Genomic DNA, 16716 nt, shown 5'->3' on the forward strand with positions numbered 1-16716 from the left:
GCAGAGGGTCCGCCCCTATCGGTCACCAGGCCGGTGCTTCTTCGGCGACTGCAGAAGCGACCGGCATCGGCTGACTCGGAACCGAAACCGCGGGTGCCAGGCCGATGCCGGCGGCAAACCATCGAAAGGTGTTGGTCTGGTGGTCTCCGCGGCCCGTGGTTCGCACGAACAGATAGCCGGACGTTGCATTGCCCAGCTCGTCGACCGGAATTCCCGCCGATCGAAGCGCAGCGATCTCGCCGCTGGCGCTCATGTCGAGCGGCAATTGCAATGTGATGGTCGCGTTGTGAATGACTTGATTGAGCATTGCATCGGCCTCCGGTAAAAGTCCGCAGCATCCGCCTTGCCATGCTCATCTGTGTGCGGGTGTGCGGTAAAAAATGTGACTTTTTCGCATGTGACCGCCGCCTCTCAGGAAGCGGTGAGCGCCCCGTGGGAAGTGGGCTGGAGAGGCGGTTGACGAATCCGCTGCACGGAGTTGCAAGTGCGGAAGCCAAAAAGAAAAAAACCTCCCTGCAGTGAAGCGGGAGGTTTTTCTTTCTTGCAGAAGACCGTCGGCGATTGCAGAACAGTCCCGGCAAAAAAATAGCGCGGGAACCGCGCTACTTCTGGTGTTGGTGGTGGGCCCTGAGTGACTCGAACACTCGACCTACGGATTAAGAGTCCGCTGCTCTACCAACTGAGCTAAGAGCCCTTGCGCTCAAAACGTTGTGCGTTTTTAGGCAAGACCGCAAGTATAGCGTAAAAATTCCGGGGCTCAACGATTTTGTGCGGGGCGGCGGTACGATTCGCCATCATCGACGGGCCTGGCCCTCAACCAAGGAGATTTTCCATGACCGATCCAATCACCGAGCTGCCGCATGTCGTGATCACCGGGGCCGCGGGCGCGCTGGGCCGCGCGGTGGCCCAGCACTTTCTTGCGCAGGGCGCCCGCCTTGCGTTGATCGATCACCGCGCAGACCATCTGAATGAGGTCTTTCCGGGCCTGGACAATTCGCAGCACCTGCTGCTCGCGGGAGACGTGACGTCGCCGTCCGAAATGGCGGACCTGTCGGGCCAGGCGCTCAAGGCTTTCGGCCGCATCGATGCGCTGGTTCACATTGCCGGCGGCTTCGAGATGGGCGAGGCGACCCATTCGCTCTCGCGCGCAAGCTGGGACCGGATGATGAATCTCAACGCCTGGTCTTTCGTTGCGGTCACGCAGGCGGTGCTGCCTTCGATGATCGAGCGCGGTGCCGGGCGCATCGTTGCCGTCACCGCCAAGGTGGCGGCGCGCGGCCTGCCTGCCATGGCGGCCTACATCGCATCGAAGAGCGCGCTGCAGCGGCTGGTGGAAGCCATGGCCGCCGAAGCCGCACCGCATGGCGTGGCCGTCAACAGCGTTGCGCCCAGCGTGCTCGACACGCCGGCCAACCGGCAGGCCATGCCTGACGCGAATCCGGCGGAATGGGTGTCGACTTCGGTCGCCGCGCAGACCATCGCTTTCCTGGCATCGCCGGCCGCCGCGGCGCTGCATGGACAGCACCTGACGCTCGACACCTGACGCGCGGCACCTGATTCACAAATGAACAAACGCCCTGGCGCAACGCCAGGGCGTTTTGCTTTGCGCCGCTGCAAAGACAGCCGCCAAGCGAGGCAGGCGCTTTGTCATGGGTGCGGCGGGCGGGGGCGGGGCGATTGTCTCCCTCCAGAAGGGGCGCATCGCTCATGTGCGCAGAGCGCGCAATTTCTACAGTGACTCCACGGCAAAACGCTTCGATCCGGTTCGGATGAAAGGCGGCGCCGGTTGGCTACCTCACTGGAGAACACGCATGGAACCGATCGAACTGCTGCCAAGAACCTTCATGAACCTGCTGCGTGAAGACGCCGGCATGTCGTTCATGGAGTTTGCGCTCATCGGCGCGCTGGTGCTGGTTGTGTGCCTGCTCCTGCTGCTGGCGATACGGCGCAGCGCCTGAAGTGCCACTGACCCTGTCCATACGGAGCACAGACCTCATGACGGAACTCGACGCTTTCCTCGATCTGCTGATGCTGCTGGCGTCGGACTTCCGCATGGGCGGGCTCTTCGTTCTGCTGGTGATGGCCGCGGTGAGCGATGTGCGCTTCTACCGTATTCCCAACTGGCTCACCTTCGGCGGCGCGGTGTTCGCAATCATCTACGGCACCTTCGCGGCGCGTACGCCGACGGCCGGCGCGATAAACGCCCTGGGCGGGCTGGGAACCGGCTTCGCGATCATGCTGCCGTTCTATGTGCTGCGGATCATGGGTGCGGGCGACGTCAAGCTGATGGCGATGGTCGGCGCCTTTCTCGGGCCCCAGCAGACGCTGCAGACCATCCTGTTCACCTGCATTGCCGGCGGCTTCGCGGCCGTGGCGGTGGCCATTCACCGGCGTCGCCTCGGCCACATGCTGGCCAACGTCAAGGGCGCGGCGCAGGGCATCGTCGTCTCGGGCATTGCGGGTATCCGGCCGAGCGGAGCGATCGACACGCGGCAATCCATCGGAAAACTGCCTTACGGCATCTGCATTTGCGTGGGGACGATTGCACAGGTCCTGGCGCATCAGTTGGGCTTCGTCTAGCCCGTCCCCTCGTTCACCCATCCATCCACGGCGGAGATTCGCATGAAAAACATCAAGGCGCTCGGGCTGCTTCTGCTGGCCCTCCTGACCGGCCTGGCGGCCGCGGTCTACGCAGCGGGCTGGGTCTCCCGACAGGGCGGCATCGCATCCAACAAGGTGGTGGTGGCCGCGGTCGACATCGAACTGGGCAGCCGGGTCAATCCCCAGATGCTGTCGCTGGTCGACTGGCCGAGCGGCTCGCTGCCGCCCGGTTCGTTCACGGATGCCAAGTCGCTCGAGGACCGCGTGGTCAAGGTCGGCGTGCTGCGCGGCGAGGCCATTCTCGAAGGCAAGCTCGCGCCGGTCGGCACCCAGGGCGGGCTTTCCGCAGTCATTGCCAGCGGCAAGCGCGCCATGACCGTGCGGGTCAACGACGTGGTCGGTGTGGCGGGCTTCGCGCTGCCGGGCAACTACGTCGACGTGATGGTCAACGCGCAGCAAGACAAGAACCGCGGCGAAGAGGGTCGCCAGATCAGCAAGACCGTGCTCGAAAAAGTGCTGGTGCTGGCCGTGGCGCAAGAGGCCAACCGCGACGACACCAAGCCCAAGGTTGTCAGCGCCGTGACGCTGGAGCTCTCGCTCGAAGACTCCGAAAAGCTCGACCTGGCGCGCAGCGTGGGAACCCTCTCGCTGGTGCTGCGCAACCAGATGGACAAGACCACGGTGGCCACCGCTGGCATCACCAAGGGCCAGTTGTTCGGCGAGAAGGAAATCCTGCCGATTGCCACCACGGTGGCAGCCCGGCCGGCCCCTGCGCGAGTGCCGCGTACGGCTCCCGTGGCGTTGCGGCAATCCGAGTGCGTGGAAGTGATCCAGCACGCAGCCCGCTCGCTCACCTGCTTCTGATCATCCAGTCCGGAGGAACCACAAGTGCAATATCTCTCTTCTTCACCCGCCTGGCTGCTGGCGGCGCTCACGACCCTGGCGACGCCCGGGTTTGCGGCGGAGCCCGCAGCCCCGGCTCCGACGCCCGTTGCGGCGCCCTCGGCCCCCGCACCGGCCGCCGCACCTGCGATGCGACGCTGCACGGCGATCATTCCGGACGACCAGCCCACCTACGCGGTGCTCGGCAAGTCGGTGGTCATTCCGCTCAAGGCACGCGTGGCGCGCATCGTGGTCAGCGGCCAGCCGCCGAACCGCGCGCCGGCCGCTGCGCCGGCAGGGCAACCTGCAGCCGCGGCACCTACGGCCGCGAACGCAGGCGACGGCGTGGCCGATGTCGACGTGATGCTGCTGAGCCCGAACGATCTCTTCTTTCGCGGGCGCCAGGCCGGCTCGATGAACGTGGTGCTGCAAAGCACCGACGGCACCTGCTACATCAAGGACGTGGTCGTCACCATCGATCCGGGCGCACTGCAGTCGAAGCTGGCCGAGCTGATGCCCGAAGAGAACCGCATCCGCGTGCGCAGCGCGGAGAAATCGATCGTGCTCACCGGCGAGATCAGCGACGCGCTCAAGCTCGACGACGTGATGAGCCTGGCCATGGCCTACGGTGCCGACGGCAAGAAGGTCGTGAACCTGCTGCGGGTCACGGCGCCGCAGCAGGTCATGCTCGAAGTCAAGATTGCCGAGATCAGCAAGACCCTGCTGGACCGGCTGGGCGCGCGCGTCGGATTGAGCCGCTCGGGCAGCGGCGGCCGCGACAGCTATTCGCTGATCTCCAGCTTCCTGAGCGGGGGCGGGGGCCTGATCGAGGCGCTGAGGATCGGCCGCACGTCCATCGGCATCGACGGCCAGAAAGACGACGGCCTGGTGCGCATCCTGGCGGAGCCCAACATCATGGCCATCAGCGGCCAGCAGGCGAGCTTCCTGTCGGGCGGAAAGATCTTCATTCCGGTTGCGCAGAGCGCCGCCGGCGGCGGTGGAACGAACATCACGCTGGAAGAAAAAGAGTTCGGCATCGGGGTCAAGTTCACCCCGACCGTGCTCAACGGCGGCCGGGTCAATCTCAAGATGGTCTCGGAGGTGTCCGACCTGTCGCAGACCGGCTCGCCCTTTACCACCGTGACCGGCGTGACCGCCGTGCTGCCTTCGCTGACGGTGCGCCGTGCCGATACCACCGTGCAGCTCAACGACGGGCAGAGCTTCGTCATTGCGGGGCTCATCAAGAGCAATGTCACGGAATCCATCAAGCGCTACCCCGGTTTGGGCGAAGTGCCGGTGATGGGCGCGCTGTTCCGCAGCACCGAGTTCCAGAACGACCAGACCGAGCTGATGTTCGTGATCACACCGCGCCTGGTGCGGCCGCTCGCCGAGGTGCCCCGCGTTCCGACCGACAACCACGTCGTTCCGAGCCGCGCCGAGGTCTACCTGAACGGCAGCCTCGAAAGCGCCACCCCGGCACCGGTTGCACCGGCCGGCAATACCCAATGACCCCAATGACACCAGCCAGGAGCACACCATGTTCATCAAGTCGACCACTCTCGCGCTGACGCTGCTGCTGGGCACCGGATGCTCCCACGTCACGCCGAACTACGACGCGCGCTTTGGCGATGCGGTGCGCGATGCCAGAAAGAAGATGACCCTCAATCCCGATGCGGGCAAGGACGGGAATCCGGTTGCCGGCATGGACGGCCGCTCGGCGAGCGAGTCGATGAAGCAATACCACGAGTCTTACAAGACGCCACCGCCTGCGGTGAACGTCATCAACATCGGCGGCCAGATCGGCGGCTCGGCGAAGTGACTGCATCCTTTTTGCGGATTTGTTCCACAGAGTCTTCAGATGGAAAGGAGAGAACCACGAATCTCAATCAACTTTCGTCCCCACCCGTCAATTCTTCAAACCTGATTTCCAACTGTTCAAACCTCGAAAGGAAAGAACCATGAAAAACCTTCTCCAGGCCATCGGCCAATCCACCGACAGCTTCCTGCGCGACGAAGACGGCGCCCAAGTCGTCGAGTACGCATTGATCATCGCGGTCGTTTCGATTGCGCTGGTCGTTGCACTGAAGGCGCTTACCGCCAGCAACGGCAGCTTCTCGACCTTCATCGGTCGCGTGACAACCTGCCTGACTTCGACAACTGGCGGTTGCGTGTAAGTCGCTGGGCGGGCGAGCCGGTAAACCCCGTGCTCGCCGGCTCACTGACCAGATCTGCATTCATCTCAATGAAAAGGAGTAGTCCCATGTTCAAGTCATTCCTGCAGGACGAGAGCGGTGCTCAAGTCGTGGAGTACGCGCTGATCATCGCGGTCGTCTCGATCGCACTGGTGGTTGCATTGAAGGCGCTCACCGACAGCAACGGCAGCTTCTCGACCTTCATCGGCCGTGTTGTCACTTGCCTGACTTCGACGACTGGCGGGTGCGTGTAAGTCGCTGGGCGGGCGAACCGTGGCATGTCTCACGCTCGCCGGCTCACTTCTTGTCAGGTCCGCCTTCTTCTCAAGACACAAAAGGAGTAGTCCCATGTTCAAGTCCTTTCTGAAGGAAGAAAGCGGCGCCCAGGTGGTGGAGTACGCACTGCTCATCGCGGTGATCTCGATCCTGCTGATCATCGCCCTGCAGCCACTGGCAACGGGCACCAGCCTCAGCGATTTCGTCGATCGCGTCTTCACCTGCCTCGGCGGCGTGGAGTGCGAATAAAGCGCAGAGTTTTTTCTTGAACCGCCACCATTGCACAGGAAGCCGATCATGCAAGTCCGCCACCCCGGCCGCCGCCAGCGCGGCGCAATGATCATCACCACTGCACTGGTCCTGCTGTTCCTCCTCGGATTCATGGGCATTGCGCTGGACTTCGGTCACCTGTTCGTCGTGCGGACAGAGCTTCAGACCGCCGTCGACAGTTGCGCGCTGGCCGCCGCGCGCGAGCTCGACAAGCAGGGCAACGCGATCACGCGGGCCCAAAGCGCGGGCCAGACCGCCGGTAACGCGAACCGGGTCAACATGCAGTCGGCCACCTGGAGCGGGGAGGGCCAGCTCGTCCTCGCCGACATCACGTTCCGCGATGCCTCGTATGCGCCCACGGTCGACCCCGCAGTGGCCACCTATGCGCAGTGCGTACACACCCAGCCCAATATCGTCATCTGGCTCATGAAGGCCATGGGGGCCTTCTCCGGCAATGCCGCTGCCTATCCTGCGACAGGCAGCGTCTTCGCCAGCGCAGTGGCCACACGGGCCAGTGCGCAGACCACCTGCCCGATCCCCGTCGCCCTCAAGCCCAAGGCCGGAGGCGTTGCGCCGAACTACGGGCTCAGCGTGGGCGACTGGGTGAAGCTGATCCAGGCGCAGAACGCATCCGCCGGCGGAGAGATCGGTTGGGCCAATCTCGACGGCAGCAACAGCGCCTCGGAAACCGAAGCCGAACTGAACAACCACTGCGGAACGAAAGTGGGCGACACACTCGGCACGCCCGGTGTGCAGACCTCGGTGGTCGATGTCTGGAACCAGCGCTTCGGCATCTACAAGAACAGCGGCGATCCAAGCGTGCAGCGGCCCGACTACACGGGCTACGCCTATACCGCCGCCACCTGGCCCGCGCAGTCCAACGCCTTTGGCGACTTCCTGGCCAAGCGCGCGGCCTTCTCTTCCTGTGCCGCTACCGGCAAGGTGAAGGACTGCGAAGACCTCACCGGGCTTTCGCTCAACAGCTTCCAGAAGCTGGCCGCCTCGGGCAACGTCACCGGAGGCCACAAGCAATATGGGCTGGACCGGCGTGTGGTCACCGTGCCGGTGATCGACGGCGGCGGACGTGTCATCGACTACGCCTGCATGCTGATGCTGCAGCCGCTGACCATTCCGATGAGCGACACATGGCTCGAGTTCCGCGGCAATGCGGGTGCGGCCGGCAGCCCCTGCACCACCAGCGGACTCGCCGGTGGCACGGCCGGGCCCCTGGTGCCCGTTCTGGTGAGGTGAAGCGAATGAAAAGGCCTACGAACCACAGGCAGCGCGGCGCGGCGCTGGTCGAGCTGGCGCTCATCACGCCGCTCCTGCTGCTGCTCACCTTCATTACGACGGAGTTCGGACGGGCGATGTACGAATACAACCTGGTGGTCAAGTCGACGCGCGATGCGGTTCGCTACCTGTCGGTCCAGACGCCAGGCACGCACATCACGGAGGCGCGCAACCTGATGGTGTTTGGCAACACCGCCGGCACCGGCACGCCGCTCGCGCGCGGCCTGAGCCTTTCGAATGTGCCCGCGGACAGCTGCTGCACCTGGCAGCCGGCGGGCGCCAACCCGCTCATCACCACGGTGACCGTGCGCATCAGCAGCTACACCTTCCATTCGCTCTTTCCGTCGGTGATGGGCGTGGTGTTTGCCGATGCGAACGGCAACATCGTCTTCAGCGACATCACCGCCACCATGAGGGCTCCATCATGAGACACCGCACGTCAGGGGCGACCACCGTGGAGTTTGCGCTGGGCCTGCTCATCTTTCTCATGCTGCTGCTGGGCATCGTGGACTTTTCGCGCATGCTGTTCACATGGAGCATGGCCAGCGAGGCCACGCGTGCCGGCGCGCGCTACGCGGTGGTGTGCGACGACACCGCCCAGCAGGCGCTGGTGCTGGCCCGCATGCAGGCCTTGCTGCCGCAGATCACCGCCGTGAGCGTGGCCTGGACGCCGGCGAGTTGCACGGCCGCCACGTGCCAGGGCGTCACGGTGGGCATCACCGGGCTCAACTACCAATGGATCTCGCCCATCGTCGGGGTGGCTGCGCCGCTGATTCCCATGCCGAGCTTTTCCACCTTCCTTCCGCGCGAAGTGATGCGCAAGGACCCCCACAGCCCGACCATCTGCTCGTAGAGACGAAACGGAACCCCGCCATGAAGATCTCCATCATCTCCCCCAATCCCGCCCATCTGCAGGACATGCGCAAGGTGCTCGAGGCGCGCTCCCATGTGGTCTCGCCGTTCGAAGGCGGCAAGAGCCGCATGCAATGGGTGGTTGAGCGATCGGCGCCCGAGCTCCTGCTGGTGGACGGCATGTGCTGCGACCCTCATGAGCTGGCGATGGTGGAGCAGCTCACCATGCGCCATCCCGCGATTGCGGTGGTGCTGCTGTGCGCCATGCAGACGCCGGAGTTCCTGATTCTTGCCATGCGTTCGGGCGTGCGCGAAGTGCTGCCTTCGCCGCCCGAGCCCGCGGCGCTGGAGGCGGCCGTGGAGCGCATTGCGCTCAAGATGGCCGGCACGCAGGCGCGCGAGCCGGGGCAGGTGGTGGCGTTCATGCCGTGCAAGGGCGGCAGCGGCGCCACCTTTCTTGCGACCAACATCGGGCATCAGCTCTCCATGCGCCGCTCGGTGCTGCTGATCGACCTGAACCTTCAGTTCGGCGATGCGCTGTCCTACGTGTGCGACCTGCGGCCCACTTCCACGGTGGCCGACGTGGCGCGCGACATCGGCCGGCTCGATGCCTCCTTGCTTGCCGCAAGCGCGGTGAAGGTGGCGCCGGGCTTCAGCATTCTTGCCGCGCCTGAAGACCTTTCCCGCGCCCTCGAGGTCAAGGCCGAGCACATCGATGCCATCCTGCAGGTGGCCGTGGCGCAGTACGACTTCGTGCTGTTCGACCTCGGCCTGCGCGTCGATCCGCTCACCATTCGCGTGATGGACCGTGCGGACCGCATCTTTCCGGTGCTCCAGCCCAGCCTGCCGCACATCCGCAACGTGACGCGTCTCATGCAGATGTTCAAGTCGCTCGGCTACCCGGCCGGCAAGGTCGAGCTGCTGGTCAACCGCAGCGCGGGCGGCACGGAGATCGGCTTGTCCGATATGCGCCGTTCACTCGGCGGGGCCACGCTGGTCAGCGTGCCCGACGGCGGCAAGGACGTGGACGCCTCGATCAACCGCGGCGTGCCGCTGGCCGAGATGTCGCGCGGCAGTGCGCTCTGCAAGCGGCTGGTTGAAATTGCCCACACGCTCAGTCCGCGCCAGAAAGAAGCGCCGGGCTTCATCGGCCGGCTCTTCCGCCGCGCCTGACGCACGCATTGCGCGCGGGCGAATCCTCTTCCTCCAACAGCAAGGCAGGTCCACATGTCATTCAGAGAACAGCTCAATGCGATCGAAGCCGAGCCGGTCGCGCGCCCCACGGTTTTGCCCGTGGCCGATGCGGCGCTTTCGTCCTTCGCATCGGACTCCTACAAGCTCCTGAAGGAGCGAATGCACCTGAAGCTGCTGGACCGATTCGACCTGGCGGTGCTCGAAACCCTGAAGCCAGAGGTGCTGCGCCACGAGATTTCCACCATGGTCACACGGCTGCTGCAGGAAGAACCCGAGGCGCTGAACGATATCGAGCGGCGCACGCTGATACGGGACATCCAGCACGAGATGCTCGGCTTCGGGCCCATCGAGCTGCTGATGGCAGACCCGACCGTGTCGGACATCCTGGTCAACTCGCACGACCAGATCTATGTCGAGCGCAAGGGCCGGCTGGAACTGACGGACGTGAGCTTCACCGACGAGAAACACCTGCTGCGCATCATCGACAAGATCGTTTCGCTGGTGGGGCGGCGCATCGACGAATCCAGCCCCATGGTCGACGCACGGCTGCCGGACGGATCGCGTGTCAATGCGGTGGTGGCGCCGGTGGCGCTGGACGGCCCGATGATGTCGATTCGCCGCTTCGCGAAGATCCCGCTGAAGATGGAGAACCTGGTGGACGACCTCAAGACGCTCACGCCGCAAATGGCGCTGATGCTCGAGGGGCTGGCCAGCTCGAAGATCAACATGCTGATCTCCGGCGGCACCGGCGCCGGCAAGACGACGCTGCTGAACATTTTGTCGGGCTTCATTCCCGTCACCGAACGCATCATCACCATCGAGGACGCGGCCGAGCTCCAGTTGCAGCAGCCGCACGTCGCCCGCATGGAAACCCGGCCAATGAACATCGAAGGCAAGGGCGAGATCACGCAGCGTGCGCTGGTGCGCAACGCGCTGCGCATGCGGCCCGACCGCATCGTCATCGGCGAAGTGCGCGGCGCAGAGGCGGTCGACATGCTGCAGGCCATGAACACCGGCCATGAAGGCTCGCTGACCACCATCCACGCCAACAGCCCGCGCGATGCGCTGGCGCGGCTGGAGAACATGATCAGCATGGCCAACCTGAACCTTCCGCATCATTCCGTGCGCCAGCAGATCGCCTCGGCCATCACCGTTGTGATCCAGGTCCTGCGCATGGTCGACGGCCGCCGCAAGGTCACCAGCATCCAGGAGATCACCGGCATGGAGGGCGAGGTGGTCACCATGCAGGAGATCTTCGCGTACCGCCAGACCGGCATGGGCCCCGATGGCCGCGTGCGCGGCTACTTCCATGCCACCGGCGTGCGGCCGAAATTCGTCGAGCGCCTGCACTCCTTCGGCGTGGTGCTGCCCGACACCATGTTCGATCCCGACAAGCACTACGAATAAGGAGCCTCTCATGTTCCAGAACCTGGTTGGCGACACGCTCATTACCCTGTCGGTGCTGGTCTTCGTGACGGTGCTGCTGGTGATCGAAGGCCTCTACATGCTCTGGCGCGCATACCGCGGCCCCGATGCGCAGAAGATCGGCAAGCGGCTGCAGGCGCTGTCGGCCGCCAGCGACCGCGTTGCGCAAACCCGGCTCGTGAAGGACCGGGTGCTCAGCGACGCACCGTGGATGCAACGCGTTCTGCTGAAGCTTCCGCGGGCCCACCGCCTGGACCGCTTCATTCTCCAGGCCGGGCTGGAGTGGACGGTATCCCACGTGCTGTTGGCCTGCGCGCTGTCGGGCATGGTCGTTTTCGCGGCGATGGTGTCGCTCGCAAACCAGCCCGCCTGGATCGCCTTGCTCGTGGGCGCAGCCGGCGCGGCGGTGCCGCTGCTCTACCTGAATCACCGGCGCAGCCGCCGCCTGGCGCATCTTGAGCGGCAATTGCCGGACGCACTCGACCTGGTGACGCGCGCACTGCGCGCGGGCCATTCGTTCGCGAGCAGCGTGCAGATGATCGGTGAGGAAATGTCCGAGCCCATCGCCGGCGAGTTCCGCATGGTGGCCGACGAGGTCGGCTTCGGCGTTTCGCTGCAGCAGGCGCTCACGAACATGAGCGAGCGCGTTCCGCTTACCGACCTTCGCTACTTCGTGGTGTCGGTGCTGATCCAGCGCGACTCCGGCGGCAACCTGACCGAGGTGCTCGGCAACCTGAGCAAGCTCATCCGCGACCGCCTCAAGCTGCTGGCGCGGGTGCGGGTGCTGTCGTCGGAAGGGCGCCTGTCGGCCTGGATCCTCGGGCTTATGCCCTTCGCCCTTGCAGTGCTCATGAACACCTTCAATCCGGAGTTCATGTCGCCGCTGTGGACCGATCCGATCGGCATCACGGCAGTCAAGTACATGCTGGGCTTGATGGTGATCGGCGTGCTGATCCTGCGCAAGATTGTGAAGATTCGTGTCTGAAGGAGAAATGCCATGCTGCTTCCCATCCTCGTTTTCGTGACCGTGTCTCTTGCCATCGGCGGATTCGCGGTCTGGATGCTACCCACGCGCACCGAGCAGCGCCTGAGGGCGGTGGCGCCTTCTTCGGGCAAGTCGGCCTGGACCGAAACCGCCGTCAAGATCGTCGGCCCTTTCGCCCAGCTGTCTTCGCCCACGGGCGATGGCGAGACGTCTCCGCTGCGGCTGAAGTTCCTGAACGCGGGCATCCGCCACCCGGACGCGAGCCTTTTCTACTTCGGCTTGAAGACGCTGCTGCCGCTGGGCTTTGCGGGGCTCGCCTTTGTGGCGGTACGCGCGGCAGGCGCGGACGACGGAGTCACGACCTTGCTGTGGCTGGCGGTGGTGGCGTTGTTCGGCTGCTATCTGCCCAACATCGTGCTGCGCATGATGATCAAGGAGCGACAACGCGACATCTTCGAGAATTTCCCCGATGCCGCCGACCTGATGCTGGTGTGCGTCGAGGCAGGCCTGGGGCTGGACGCCGCGCTGGTCAAGGTCACGGAGGAAATTCGCGTCAAGAGCGAGGCCCTGGCGCAGGAGCTGCACTGGACCAACCTCGAGATGCGCGCAGGCGGCACGCGCGAGAAGTCGCTGCACAACCTTGCGCTTCGTACCGGCGTGGAAGAAATCGGAACCTTCGCGACCATGCTGACCCAGGCCGACCGCTTCGGCACCAGCGTGGGCGAGTCGCTGCGCGTGTTCTCGGACGACCTGCGCCACAAGCGCCAGGTTCGCGCGGAAGAGCTTGCCGCGAAGGTCCCGACCAAGATGCTGCTGCCACTGGTGCTGTGCATCTTTCCGTGCATCTCGATGGTCATCCTGACGCCCGCGGCCATCCGGGTGATTCGCATCATCTCGCCGATGCTCAGTGGCGGGCTTTGAAGCCTCGGCGCCCGCTCAGTGAGGCGCGGCGTCGAGCTGGTGCTTGATGGCGTAGATGTACAGCTCGAGCCGGTTCGCCACGCCCAGCTTCTGGTAGATCGACGTGAGATGGTTGCGGAACGTGTGCTCGGTCACGAAGAGCCGCGAAGCCAGCGTCTTGTTGGGCGCGCCGCTGCCCTGGACGACCGCCTGGATGACCTGCCGCTCCTTCTGCGTGAGGCTGGCCAGCCTGGCTGCTTCGGGGTTGACCTTCGCGGGCTTCCTGGGCGCGGTCAGTTCCGAGAAAACACGGCTCATGGCCTGCGGGTCGACGCACAGCTCGCCCTTGTGCACGCGCTCGATTGCGTCGAGCACCTGCTCCGCAGAAGCGTCCTTGTGCAGCACGCCCCTTGCGCCGCGCAGCACTGCGAGATCCAACGTCTGCTGGCTGCGCTCCCCGGTGAGGATGAGCGCACGCGACACCTCGTTCGACAGCAACATCGGAAGAATGTCCAGGGCAGACCGGCCACCCAGGTCCAGGTCGAGCACGATCACGTCGGGCGCGAATTGCCCGGTTCGCTCCAGCGCGTCTTCGCAGCAGTTGGCCGTGGCAACGACCTTCATGCGCGGCTGCTCGCCGTCGATCAGTCTCGACAGGCCCCACAGCATGGTCTGGTGGTCGTCCACGAGCATGACGCCGATGGGCTGGGTGGTGGTAGCGGGTTGCATGGTTGCACCTCTTCCTTCTTCATCAGATGGGTATTTCGACCAGAACGGCCGTGGCGCCGCCCGCGCCCTGGGTGACTTGCGCGCGGCCGCCAAGGGCCGCCGCGCGTTCGCTGATGGAGCGGGGGCGGAAGTTCGCGAACTCCGTGCCGCAGCTCTCGTTTTCGATCCGGATGTGCAGCTTGCCGTTCGTGCAGCCGATACGGATGCAGCCGCGATGTGCGTGCGTGTGCTTGCAGATGTTGTTCAGCCCCTCGCGCACCAGCTGAAGCACTTCGGCCGTCATACGGTCGTCCAGGTGGACGTCGCTTTCGAGCAGGATCGCAATGTCGATCCCATAGAGCGTCTTGATGCGCGCCGCCTGCTTGTGCAGGTGCGGAAGAATGAACTCGCAACGCGCGTCGCCGCCGTGCTTGACGGCGCCGGCATAGCGCCGCAGGTCGGTCACCACGCTCTCGGCCATGCTTGCCAGCTTTTCAAGGTCGTCGATCAGCGGGTTGTCGGCAGCCGCCTTCTTGCGCAGGGCGCTCAGCCCCAGCTTGAGGCCGATATAGGGCTGGATTGCCGTGTCGTGCAGGTCCAGCGAGATCTTCAGGCGCTCCTTCGAAGCTGCTTCCGAAGCCATCCGGTCCAGCACCTCGATGGTTTCGATCACCGGGAAGACGTGTCCCATGATGTGCGCCAGGAACAGCGCGTCGGACTTGCGGAATTGCCCGTCGCGAGACGACACGAAGACCCGGCCCTCGCCCAGCCGCATCGGCAGCGGTGCGCTCATGAAGGAGCGGGCCTCCAGCATTGCGGCAACGGCCGAACTGCGGCGTGCTCCGTGTTCGTCCAGCGCAAACCAGCGGTGGTTGCGCGGCTCGCAGGCATGGCCCTCGGCCCGCAGCCAGTTCAGCGGCCAGGGCCGGCGGTTGTTCAGCACGATGCGTTCTCCGGACAGCGCCATGAGCGGCGAGTCGGAAATGCGGTTGATCGTCTCGACGCTGACGGCGTCCGCCGCATCGCCTTCCTTGAGAGTGCGCATGACCCAGCTGCCGGTTTCCGAATCCCGCATCAGCAGGATGCAGTGGCTCGCCTTGAAGAAGTCGAGCGTTCTTTCCATGGTGCTGGCAATCGTGCGGTTCACGCCGAACCGGGGGTTCGACAGCCGGCTTACCTGACCCAGCAGCGAGAGGCGCCGCCGCAACTCGACCTTCGATCCACCCCAGTGGCCGATCATGTGCCCCAGCGCCAGCAGGAACGTGGTGCGCATGAGTAACTGCGGCGTGTAGGTGTCGGTACCGGTGGCCAGGCTGCAGGCGGCGAACGACGCCACGGAGGCCATCGTCACCCTGGCGCCTTCTTCATAGCCCCAGCGGAACGACGAAGTGAGGATGACGAAGAAGTAGAAGAGAAAGTAAAGGCTCGGAAGACCGCCCGTTACGAATATGAGCACCGTGAACCACAGCACATCGAACCAGTGGATCGCCTTGCCCCGGAAATAGCGCTGTCCTGTGCGTGTGCAGATGTAAACACTGACGCTGTAGAGCAGGTAGCTGGCGAATGCCAGCCACATGGGGCTGCTGATGTGCCTTTGTGCCTCGCCTGCGTCAACCGCGACCGCCAGCACGGCGGAGATCGACAGCACCAACCGCATCCTTGCAACCATGACCGCGTCGGCGGTAAGGTTGAAGTCGGTCCCGCAGTCCGGGTCGAAGGAGGTGGCTGGCACGGCGTTGTTCCAGTACGTTGAGCAATCTCATGCTCCGCTGGTGTGTCCGGAGGGCCGCCAGCCTTGGCGTTCCGGAAAATTGAGTACTGGGCCCGCTCTGTTCACGTTTGATACCAAAGGTTTAATGTGAAGATTTCACAATACTACTTTGGTAGTCAAATGCAATACTTTGTTTCTGTGGTTACGCGGGTAATTTTGTTACCAAATGAAAACTTTCGTCTTCCTTTATGTAACTGTAACCGGCTGCTGGTGAAGGGCGCAACGGCGATAAACCGCAAATCAGCGCCGCCCAGTGCAAGAAAAAAGGGCTCGGAAGAAATCCGAGCCCTTTTTGCATGGGTGTTGGTGGAGAGGATGAGGATCGAACTCACGACCTCCGCATTGCGAACGCGGCGCTCTCCCAGCTGAGCTACCCCCCCAACGCAGGCGGATTTTAACCAGAACACCCCTGCAAGCGCATGCGGCAAACCCAGGATGCGCCAAGATGCACGGTCTCCAAAAAAGAAGGAAGCAGGAACCGCATGGCATCGCACGACCCCGCCTGGCTGGAAGGCATGTACAACAACCTCGCGAGGGTGAAAGACCACCCTGCGTACTTCAAGCGATGGGCAGGCGATTCCGTTGCCGCGCGCGAGGCTCTCGCCGGCCGGATCGACGTGCCCTACGGCCAGGGCATCAACGAAACGCTCGACATCTTTCCCGCCCCCGTGCCCGGTGCGCCGGTGCTGGTGTTCATTCATGGCGGCTATTGGCGTGCGATGGACAAGCGCGACCATTCCTTCATTGCGCCCGCATTCAACGACCGCGGCGTGTGCGTGGTTATGCCCAACTACGCGCTGTGCCCCGGAACGGCGGAGCAGCCCGTGACCGTGCCGGGCATCCTCATGCAGATGGTGCGTGCGCTCGAGTGGACCTGGCGGAACGCCGCGAGCTTTGGCGCGGACCCGTCGCGCATTACCGTGGCCGGGCATTCGGCCGGCGGTCACATGGCGGCCGCGCTGCTCGCCTGCAACTGGAAGGCGGTTGCGCCCGATCTTCCGGCGCAAGTGGTGCGCAATGCGTTGTCGATCTCGGGCCTTTACGACCTTCGGCCGCTGCAGCGCACGCCGTTCCTCGCGAACGTGCTCAAGCTCAGCGATGCGGACGCGTTGCGCGCCAGCCCGGCGCTGTGGCCGGCCCCGGCGCGCGGCCAGCTGCATGCGGTGGTGGGCGGCGATGAGAGCGAGGAGTTCCTGCGCCACAACGAGTTGATCCGCGAGGCATGGGGCCGAAACACCGTGCCCGTGTGCGAAACGCTGCCGGGCCTGAACCACTTCCGCGTCGTCGATGCATTGGCGGACCCCGCCCACGCGCTGCACCGCCAGGCGGTGCAACTCCTGGAGACTTGACCATCGAGCCGGGCAGGGCGC

Annotated in this window: 21 protein-coding genes and 2 tRNA genes; 17 read left to right on the plus strand and 6 right to left on the minus strand. The window is 64.5% G+C overall.

What is annotated here, in order from left to right:
* Positions 1 to 22: 22 nt before the first annotated feature.
* Together M0765_RS17120 and M0765_RS17125 are read right to left on the minus strand one after the other, a co-directional pair.
* The gene (locus M0765_RS17120; protein WP_258504913.1) at positions 23 to 307 is read right to left on the minus strand and encodes a hypothetical protein; all 285 of its coding nucleotides are present in this window, start codon (positions 305 to 307) and stop codon (positions 23 to 25) included.
* A 311-nt stretch (positions 308 to 618) separates the two neighbouring features.
* Positions 619 to 694, minus strand: a tRNA-Lys gene (locus M0765_RS17125).
* Between the two features lie 138 nt (positions 695 to 832).
* On the opposite strand from M0765_RS17125, the gene M0765_RS17130 reads away from it, so the two are divergent.
* The 16 genes from M0765_RS17130 (at position 833) to M0765_RS17205 (ending at position 12888) form a co-directional block, all read left to right on the plus strand.
* On the plus strand, positions 833 to 1543 hold the full coding sequence (locus tag M0765_RS17130) for an SDR family NAD(P)-dependent oxidoreductase (protein ID WP_258504914.1): 711 nt from the start codon (positions 833 to 835) through the stop codon (positions 1541 to 1543).
* A 268-nt stretch (positions 1544 to 1811) separates the two neighbouring features.
* Positions 1812 to 1958, plus strand: coding sequence for a hypothetical protein (locus tag M0765_RS17135; protein ID WP_258504915.1), 147 nt, complete (start codon positions 1812 to 1814; stop codon positions 1956 to 1958).
* 37 nt (positions 1959 to 1995) lie between these two features.
* Entirely contained in the window at positions 1996 to 2580 is a 585-nt protein-coding gene (locus M0765_RS17140; RefSeq protein WP_258504917.1) for an A24 family peptidase, read from the plus strand.
* 42 nt (positions 2581 to 2622) lie between these two features.
* On the plus strand, positions 2623 to 3465 hold the full coding sequence (cpaB, locus tag M0765_RS17145) for a Flp pilus assembly protein CpaB (protein WP_258504918.1): 843 nt from the start codon (positions 2623 to 2625) through the stop codon (positions 3463 to 3465).
* Positions 3466 to 3489: 24 nt separating this feature from the next.
* Positions 3490 to 4992 (plus strand): type II and III secretion system protein family protein, encoded by a 1503-nt coding sequence (locus M0765_RS17150; RefSeq protein WP_258504921.1) that lies wholly within the window; start codon positions 3490 to 3492, stop codon positions 4990 to 4992.
* Between the two features lie 28 nt (positions 4993 to 5020).
* Positions 5021 to 5302, plus strand: a complete 282-nt coding sequence (locus M0765_RS17155; protein WP_258504923.1) for a hypothetical protein — start codon at positions 5021 to 5023, stop codon at positions 5300 to 5302.
* Between the two features lie 139 nt (positions 5303 to 5441).
* Complete coding sequence (locus M0765_RS17160) at positions 5442 to 5657, plus strand: Flp family type IVb pilin (RefSeq protein ID WP_258504925.1); 216 nt, start codon at positions 5442 to 5444, stop codon at positions 5655 to 5657.
* Positions 5658 to 5743: 86 nt separating this feature from the next.
* The gene (locus M0765_RS17165) at positions 5744 to 5929 is read left to right on the plus strand and encodes a Flp family type IVb pilin (protein WP_258504927.1); all 186 of its coding nucleotides are present in this window, start codon (positions 5744 to 5746) and stop codon (positions 5927 to 5929) included.
* Between the two features lie 94 nt (positions 5930 to 6023).
* On the plus strand, positions 6024 to 6200 hold the full coding sequence (locus M0765_RS17170) for a Flp family type IVb pilin (protein WP_258504929.1): 177 nt from the start codon (positions 6024 to 6026) through the stop codon (positions 6198 to 6200).
* Positions 6201 to 6248: 48 nt separating this feature from the next.
* On the plus strand, positions 6249 to 7472 hold the full coding sequence (locus M0765_RS17175) for a Tad domain-containing protein (RefSeq protein ID WP_258504930.1): 1224 nt from the start codon (positions 6249 to 6251) through the stop codon (positions 7470 to 7472).
* A 5-nt stretch (positions 7473 to 7477) separates the two neighbouring features.
* Complete coding sequence (locus tag M0765_RS17180) at positions 7478 to 7939, plus strand: TadE/TadG family type IV pilus assembly protein (RefSeq protein WP_258504932.1); 462 nt, start codon at positions 7478 to 7480, stop codon at positions 7937 to 7939.
* Positions 7936 to 8364, plus strand: coding sequence for a TadE/TadG family type IV pilus assembly protein (locus M0765_RS17185; RefSeq protein ID WP_258504934.1), 429 nt, complete (start codon positions 7936 to 7938; stop codon positions 8362 to 8364). Before M0765_RS17180 ends, M0765_RS17185 begins: the two co-directional genes overlap by 4 nt.
* Positions 8365 to 8384: 20 nt before the next feature.
* Positions 8385 to 9536 (plus strand): AAA family ATPase, encoded by a 1152-nt coding sequence (locus M0765_RS17190; protein WP_258504935.1) that lies wholly within the window; start codon positions 8385 to 8387, stop codon positions 9534 to 9536.
* Between the two features lie 54 nt (positions 9537 to 9590).
* Positions 9591 to 10964 carry a CpaF family protein gene (locus tag M0765_RS17195; protein ID WP_258504937.1) on the plus strand — a complete coding sequence of 458 codons (1374 nt, stop codon included), beginning with the start codon at positions 9591 to 9593 and terminating at the stop codon, positions 10962 to 10964.
* Between the two features lie 10 nt (positions 10965 to 10974).
* A complete protein-coding gene (locus tag M0765_RS17200) occupies positions 10975 to 11967 on the plus strand; it encodes a type II secretion system F family protein (RefSeq protein WP_258504939.1) in 993 nt (330 codons plus the stop codon).
* A gap of 12 nt (positions 11968 to 11979) precedes the next feature.
* The gene (locus M0765_RS17205; RefSeq protein ID WP_258504941.1) at positions 11980 to 12888 is read left to right on the plus strand and encodes a type II secretion system F family protein; all 909 of its coding nucleotides are present in this window, start codon (positions 11980 to 11982) and stop codon (positions 12886 to 12888) included.
* Between the two features lie 15 nt (positions 12889 to 12903).
* On the opposite strand, the gene M0765_RS17210 is transcribed toward M0765_RS17205, so the two are convergent.
* The 4 genes from M0765_RS17210 to M0765_RS17225 form a co-directional block, all read right to left on the minus strand.
* The gene (locus tag M0765_RS17210; RefSeq protein ID WP_258504942.1) at positions 12904 to 13596 is read right to left on the minus strand and encodes a response regulator; all 693 of its coding nucleotides are present in this window, start codon (positions 13594 to 13596) and stop codon (positions 12904 to 12906) included.
* 22 nt (positions 13597 to 13618) lie between these two features.
* Entirely contained in the window at positions 13619 to 15307 is a 1689-nt protein-coding gene (locus M0765_RS17215) for a sensor histidine kinase (RefSeq protein ID WP_258504944.1), read from the minus strand.
* A 155-nt stretch (positions 15308 to 15462) separates the two neighbouring features.
* Positions 15463 to 15678, minus strand: coding sequence for a hypothetical protein (locus M0765_RS17220; protein ID WP_258504946.1), 216 nt, complete (start codon positions 15676 to 15678; stop codon positions 15463 to 15465).
* Positions 15651 to 15726, minus strand: a tRNA-Ala gene (locus M0765_RS17225). The genes M0765_RS17220 and M0765_RS17225 overlap by 28 nt, the downstream gene beginning before the upstream one ends.
* Positions 15727 to 15828: 102 nt before the next feature.
* Between M0765_RS17225 and M0765_RS17230 the strand changes: the two genes are divergently transcribed.
* Entirely contained in the window at positions 15829 to 16695 is an 867-nt protein-coding gene (locus M0765_RS17230) for an alpha/beta hydrolase (RefSeq protein ID WP_258504948.1), read from the plus strand.
* The last annotated feature ends 21 nt before the right edge of the window (positions 16696 to 16716 follow it).

Origin of the sequence: Variovorax sp. S12S4 (assembly GCF_023195515.1) — a bacterium.
Classification (GTDB): Bacteria; Pseudomonadota; Gammaproteobacteria; order Burkholderiales; family Burkholderiaceae_C; genus Variovorax.

Bases quoted from the DNA above. Each gene is read 5' to 3' on its own strand.
- M0765_RS17120 (WP_258504913.1), bottom strand. From the start codon at position 307: ATGCTCAATCAAGTCATTCACAACGCGACCATCACATTGCAATTGCCG.
- M0765_RS17130 (WP_258504914.1), top strand. From the start codon at position 833: ATGACCGATCCAATCACCGAGCTGCCGCATGTCGTGATCACCGGGGCC.
- M0765_RS17135 (WP_258504915.1), top strand. From the start codon at position 1,812: ATGGAACCGATCGAACTGCTGCCAAGAACCTTCATGAACCTGCTGCGT.
- M0765_RS17140 (WP_258504917.1), top strand. From the start codon at position 1,996: ATGACGGAACTCGACGCTTTCCTCGATCTGCTGATGCTGCTGGCGTCG.
- cpaB (WP_258504918.1), top strand. From the start codon at position 2,623: ATGAAAAACATCAAGGCGCTCGGGCTGCTTCTGCTGGCCCTCCTGACC.
- M0765_RS17155 (WP_258504923.1), top strand. From the start codon at position 5,021: ATGTTCATCAAGTCGACCACTCTCGCGCTGACGCTGCTGCTGGGCACC.
- M0765_RS17160 (WP_258504925.1), top strand. From the start codon at position 5,442: ATGAAAAACCTTCTCCAGGCCATCGGCCAATCCACCGACAGCTTCCTG.
- M0765_RS17165 (WP_258504927.1), top strand. From the start codon at position 5,744: ATGTTCAAGTCATTCCTGCAGGACGAGAGCGGTGCTCAAGTCGTGGAG.
- M0765_RS17170 (WP_258504929.1), top strand. From the start codon at position 6,024: ATGTTCAAGTCCTTTCTGAAGGAAGAAAGCGGCGCCCAGGTGGTGGAG.
- M0765_RS17175 (WP_258504930.1), top strand. From the start codon at position 6,249: ATGCAAGTCCGCCACCCCGGCCGCCGCCAGCGCGGCGCAATGATCATC.
- M0765_RS17180 (WP_258504932.1), top strand. From the start codon at position 7,478: ATGAAAAGGCCTACGAACCACAGGCAGCGCGGCGCGGCGCTGGTCGAG.
- M0765_RS17185 (WP_258504934.1), top strand. From the start codon at position 7,936: ATGAGACACCGCACGTCAGGGGCGACCACCGTGGAGTTTGCGCTGGGC.
- M0765_RS17190 (WP_258504935.1), top strand. From the start codon at position 8,385: ATGAAGATCTCCATCATCTCCCCCAATCCCGCCCATCTGCAGGACATG.
- M0765_RS17195 (WP_258504937.1), top strand. From the start codon at position 9,591: ATGTCATTCAGAGAACAGCTCAATGCGATCGAAGCCGAGCCGGTCGCG.
- M0765_RS17200 (WP_258504939.1), top strand. From the start codon at position 10,975: ATGTTCCAGAACCTGGTTGGCGACACGCTCATTACCCTGTCGGTGCTG.
- M0765_RS17205 (WP_258504941.1), top strand. From the start codon at position 11,980: ATGCTGCTTCCCATCCTCGTTTTCGTGACCGTGTCTCTTGCCATCGGC.
- M0765_RS17210 (WP_258504942.1), bottom strand. From the start codon at position 13,596: ATGCAACCCGCTACCACCACCCAGCCCATCGGCGTCATGCTCGTGGAC.
- M0765_RS17230 (WP_258504948.1), top strand. From the start codon at position 15,829: ATGGCATCGCACGACCCCGCCTGGCTGGAAGGCATGTACAACAACCTC.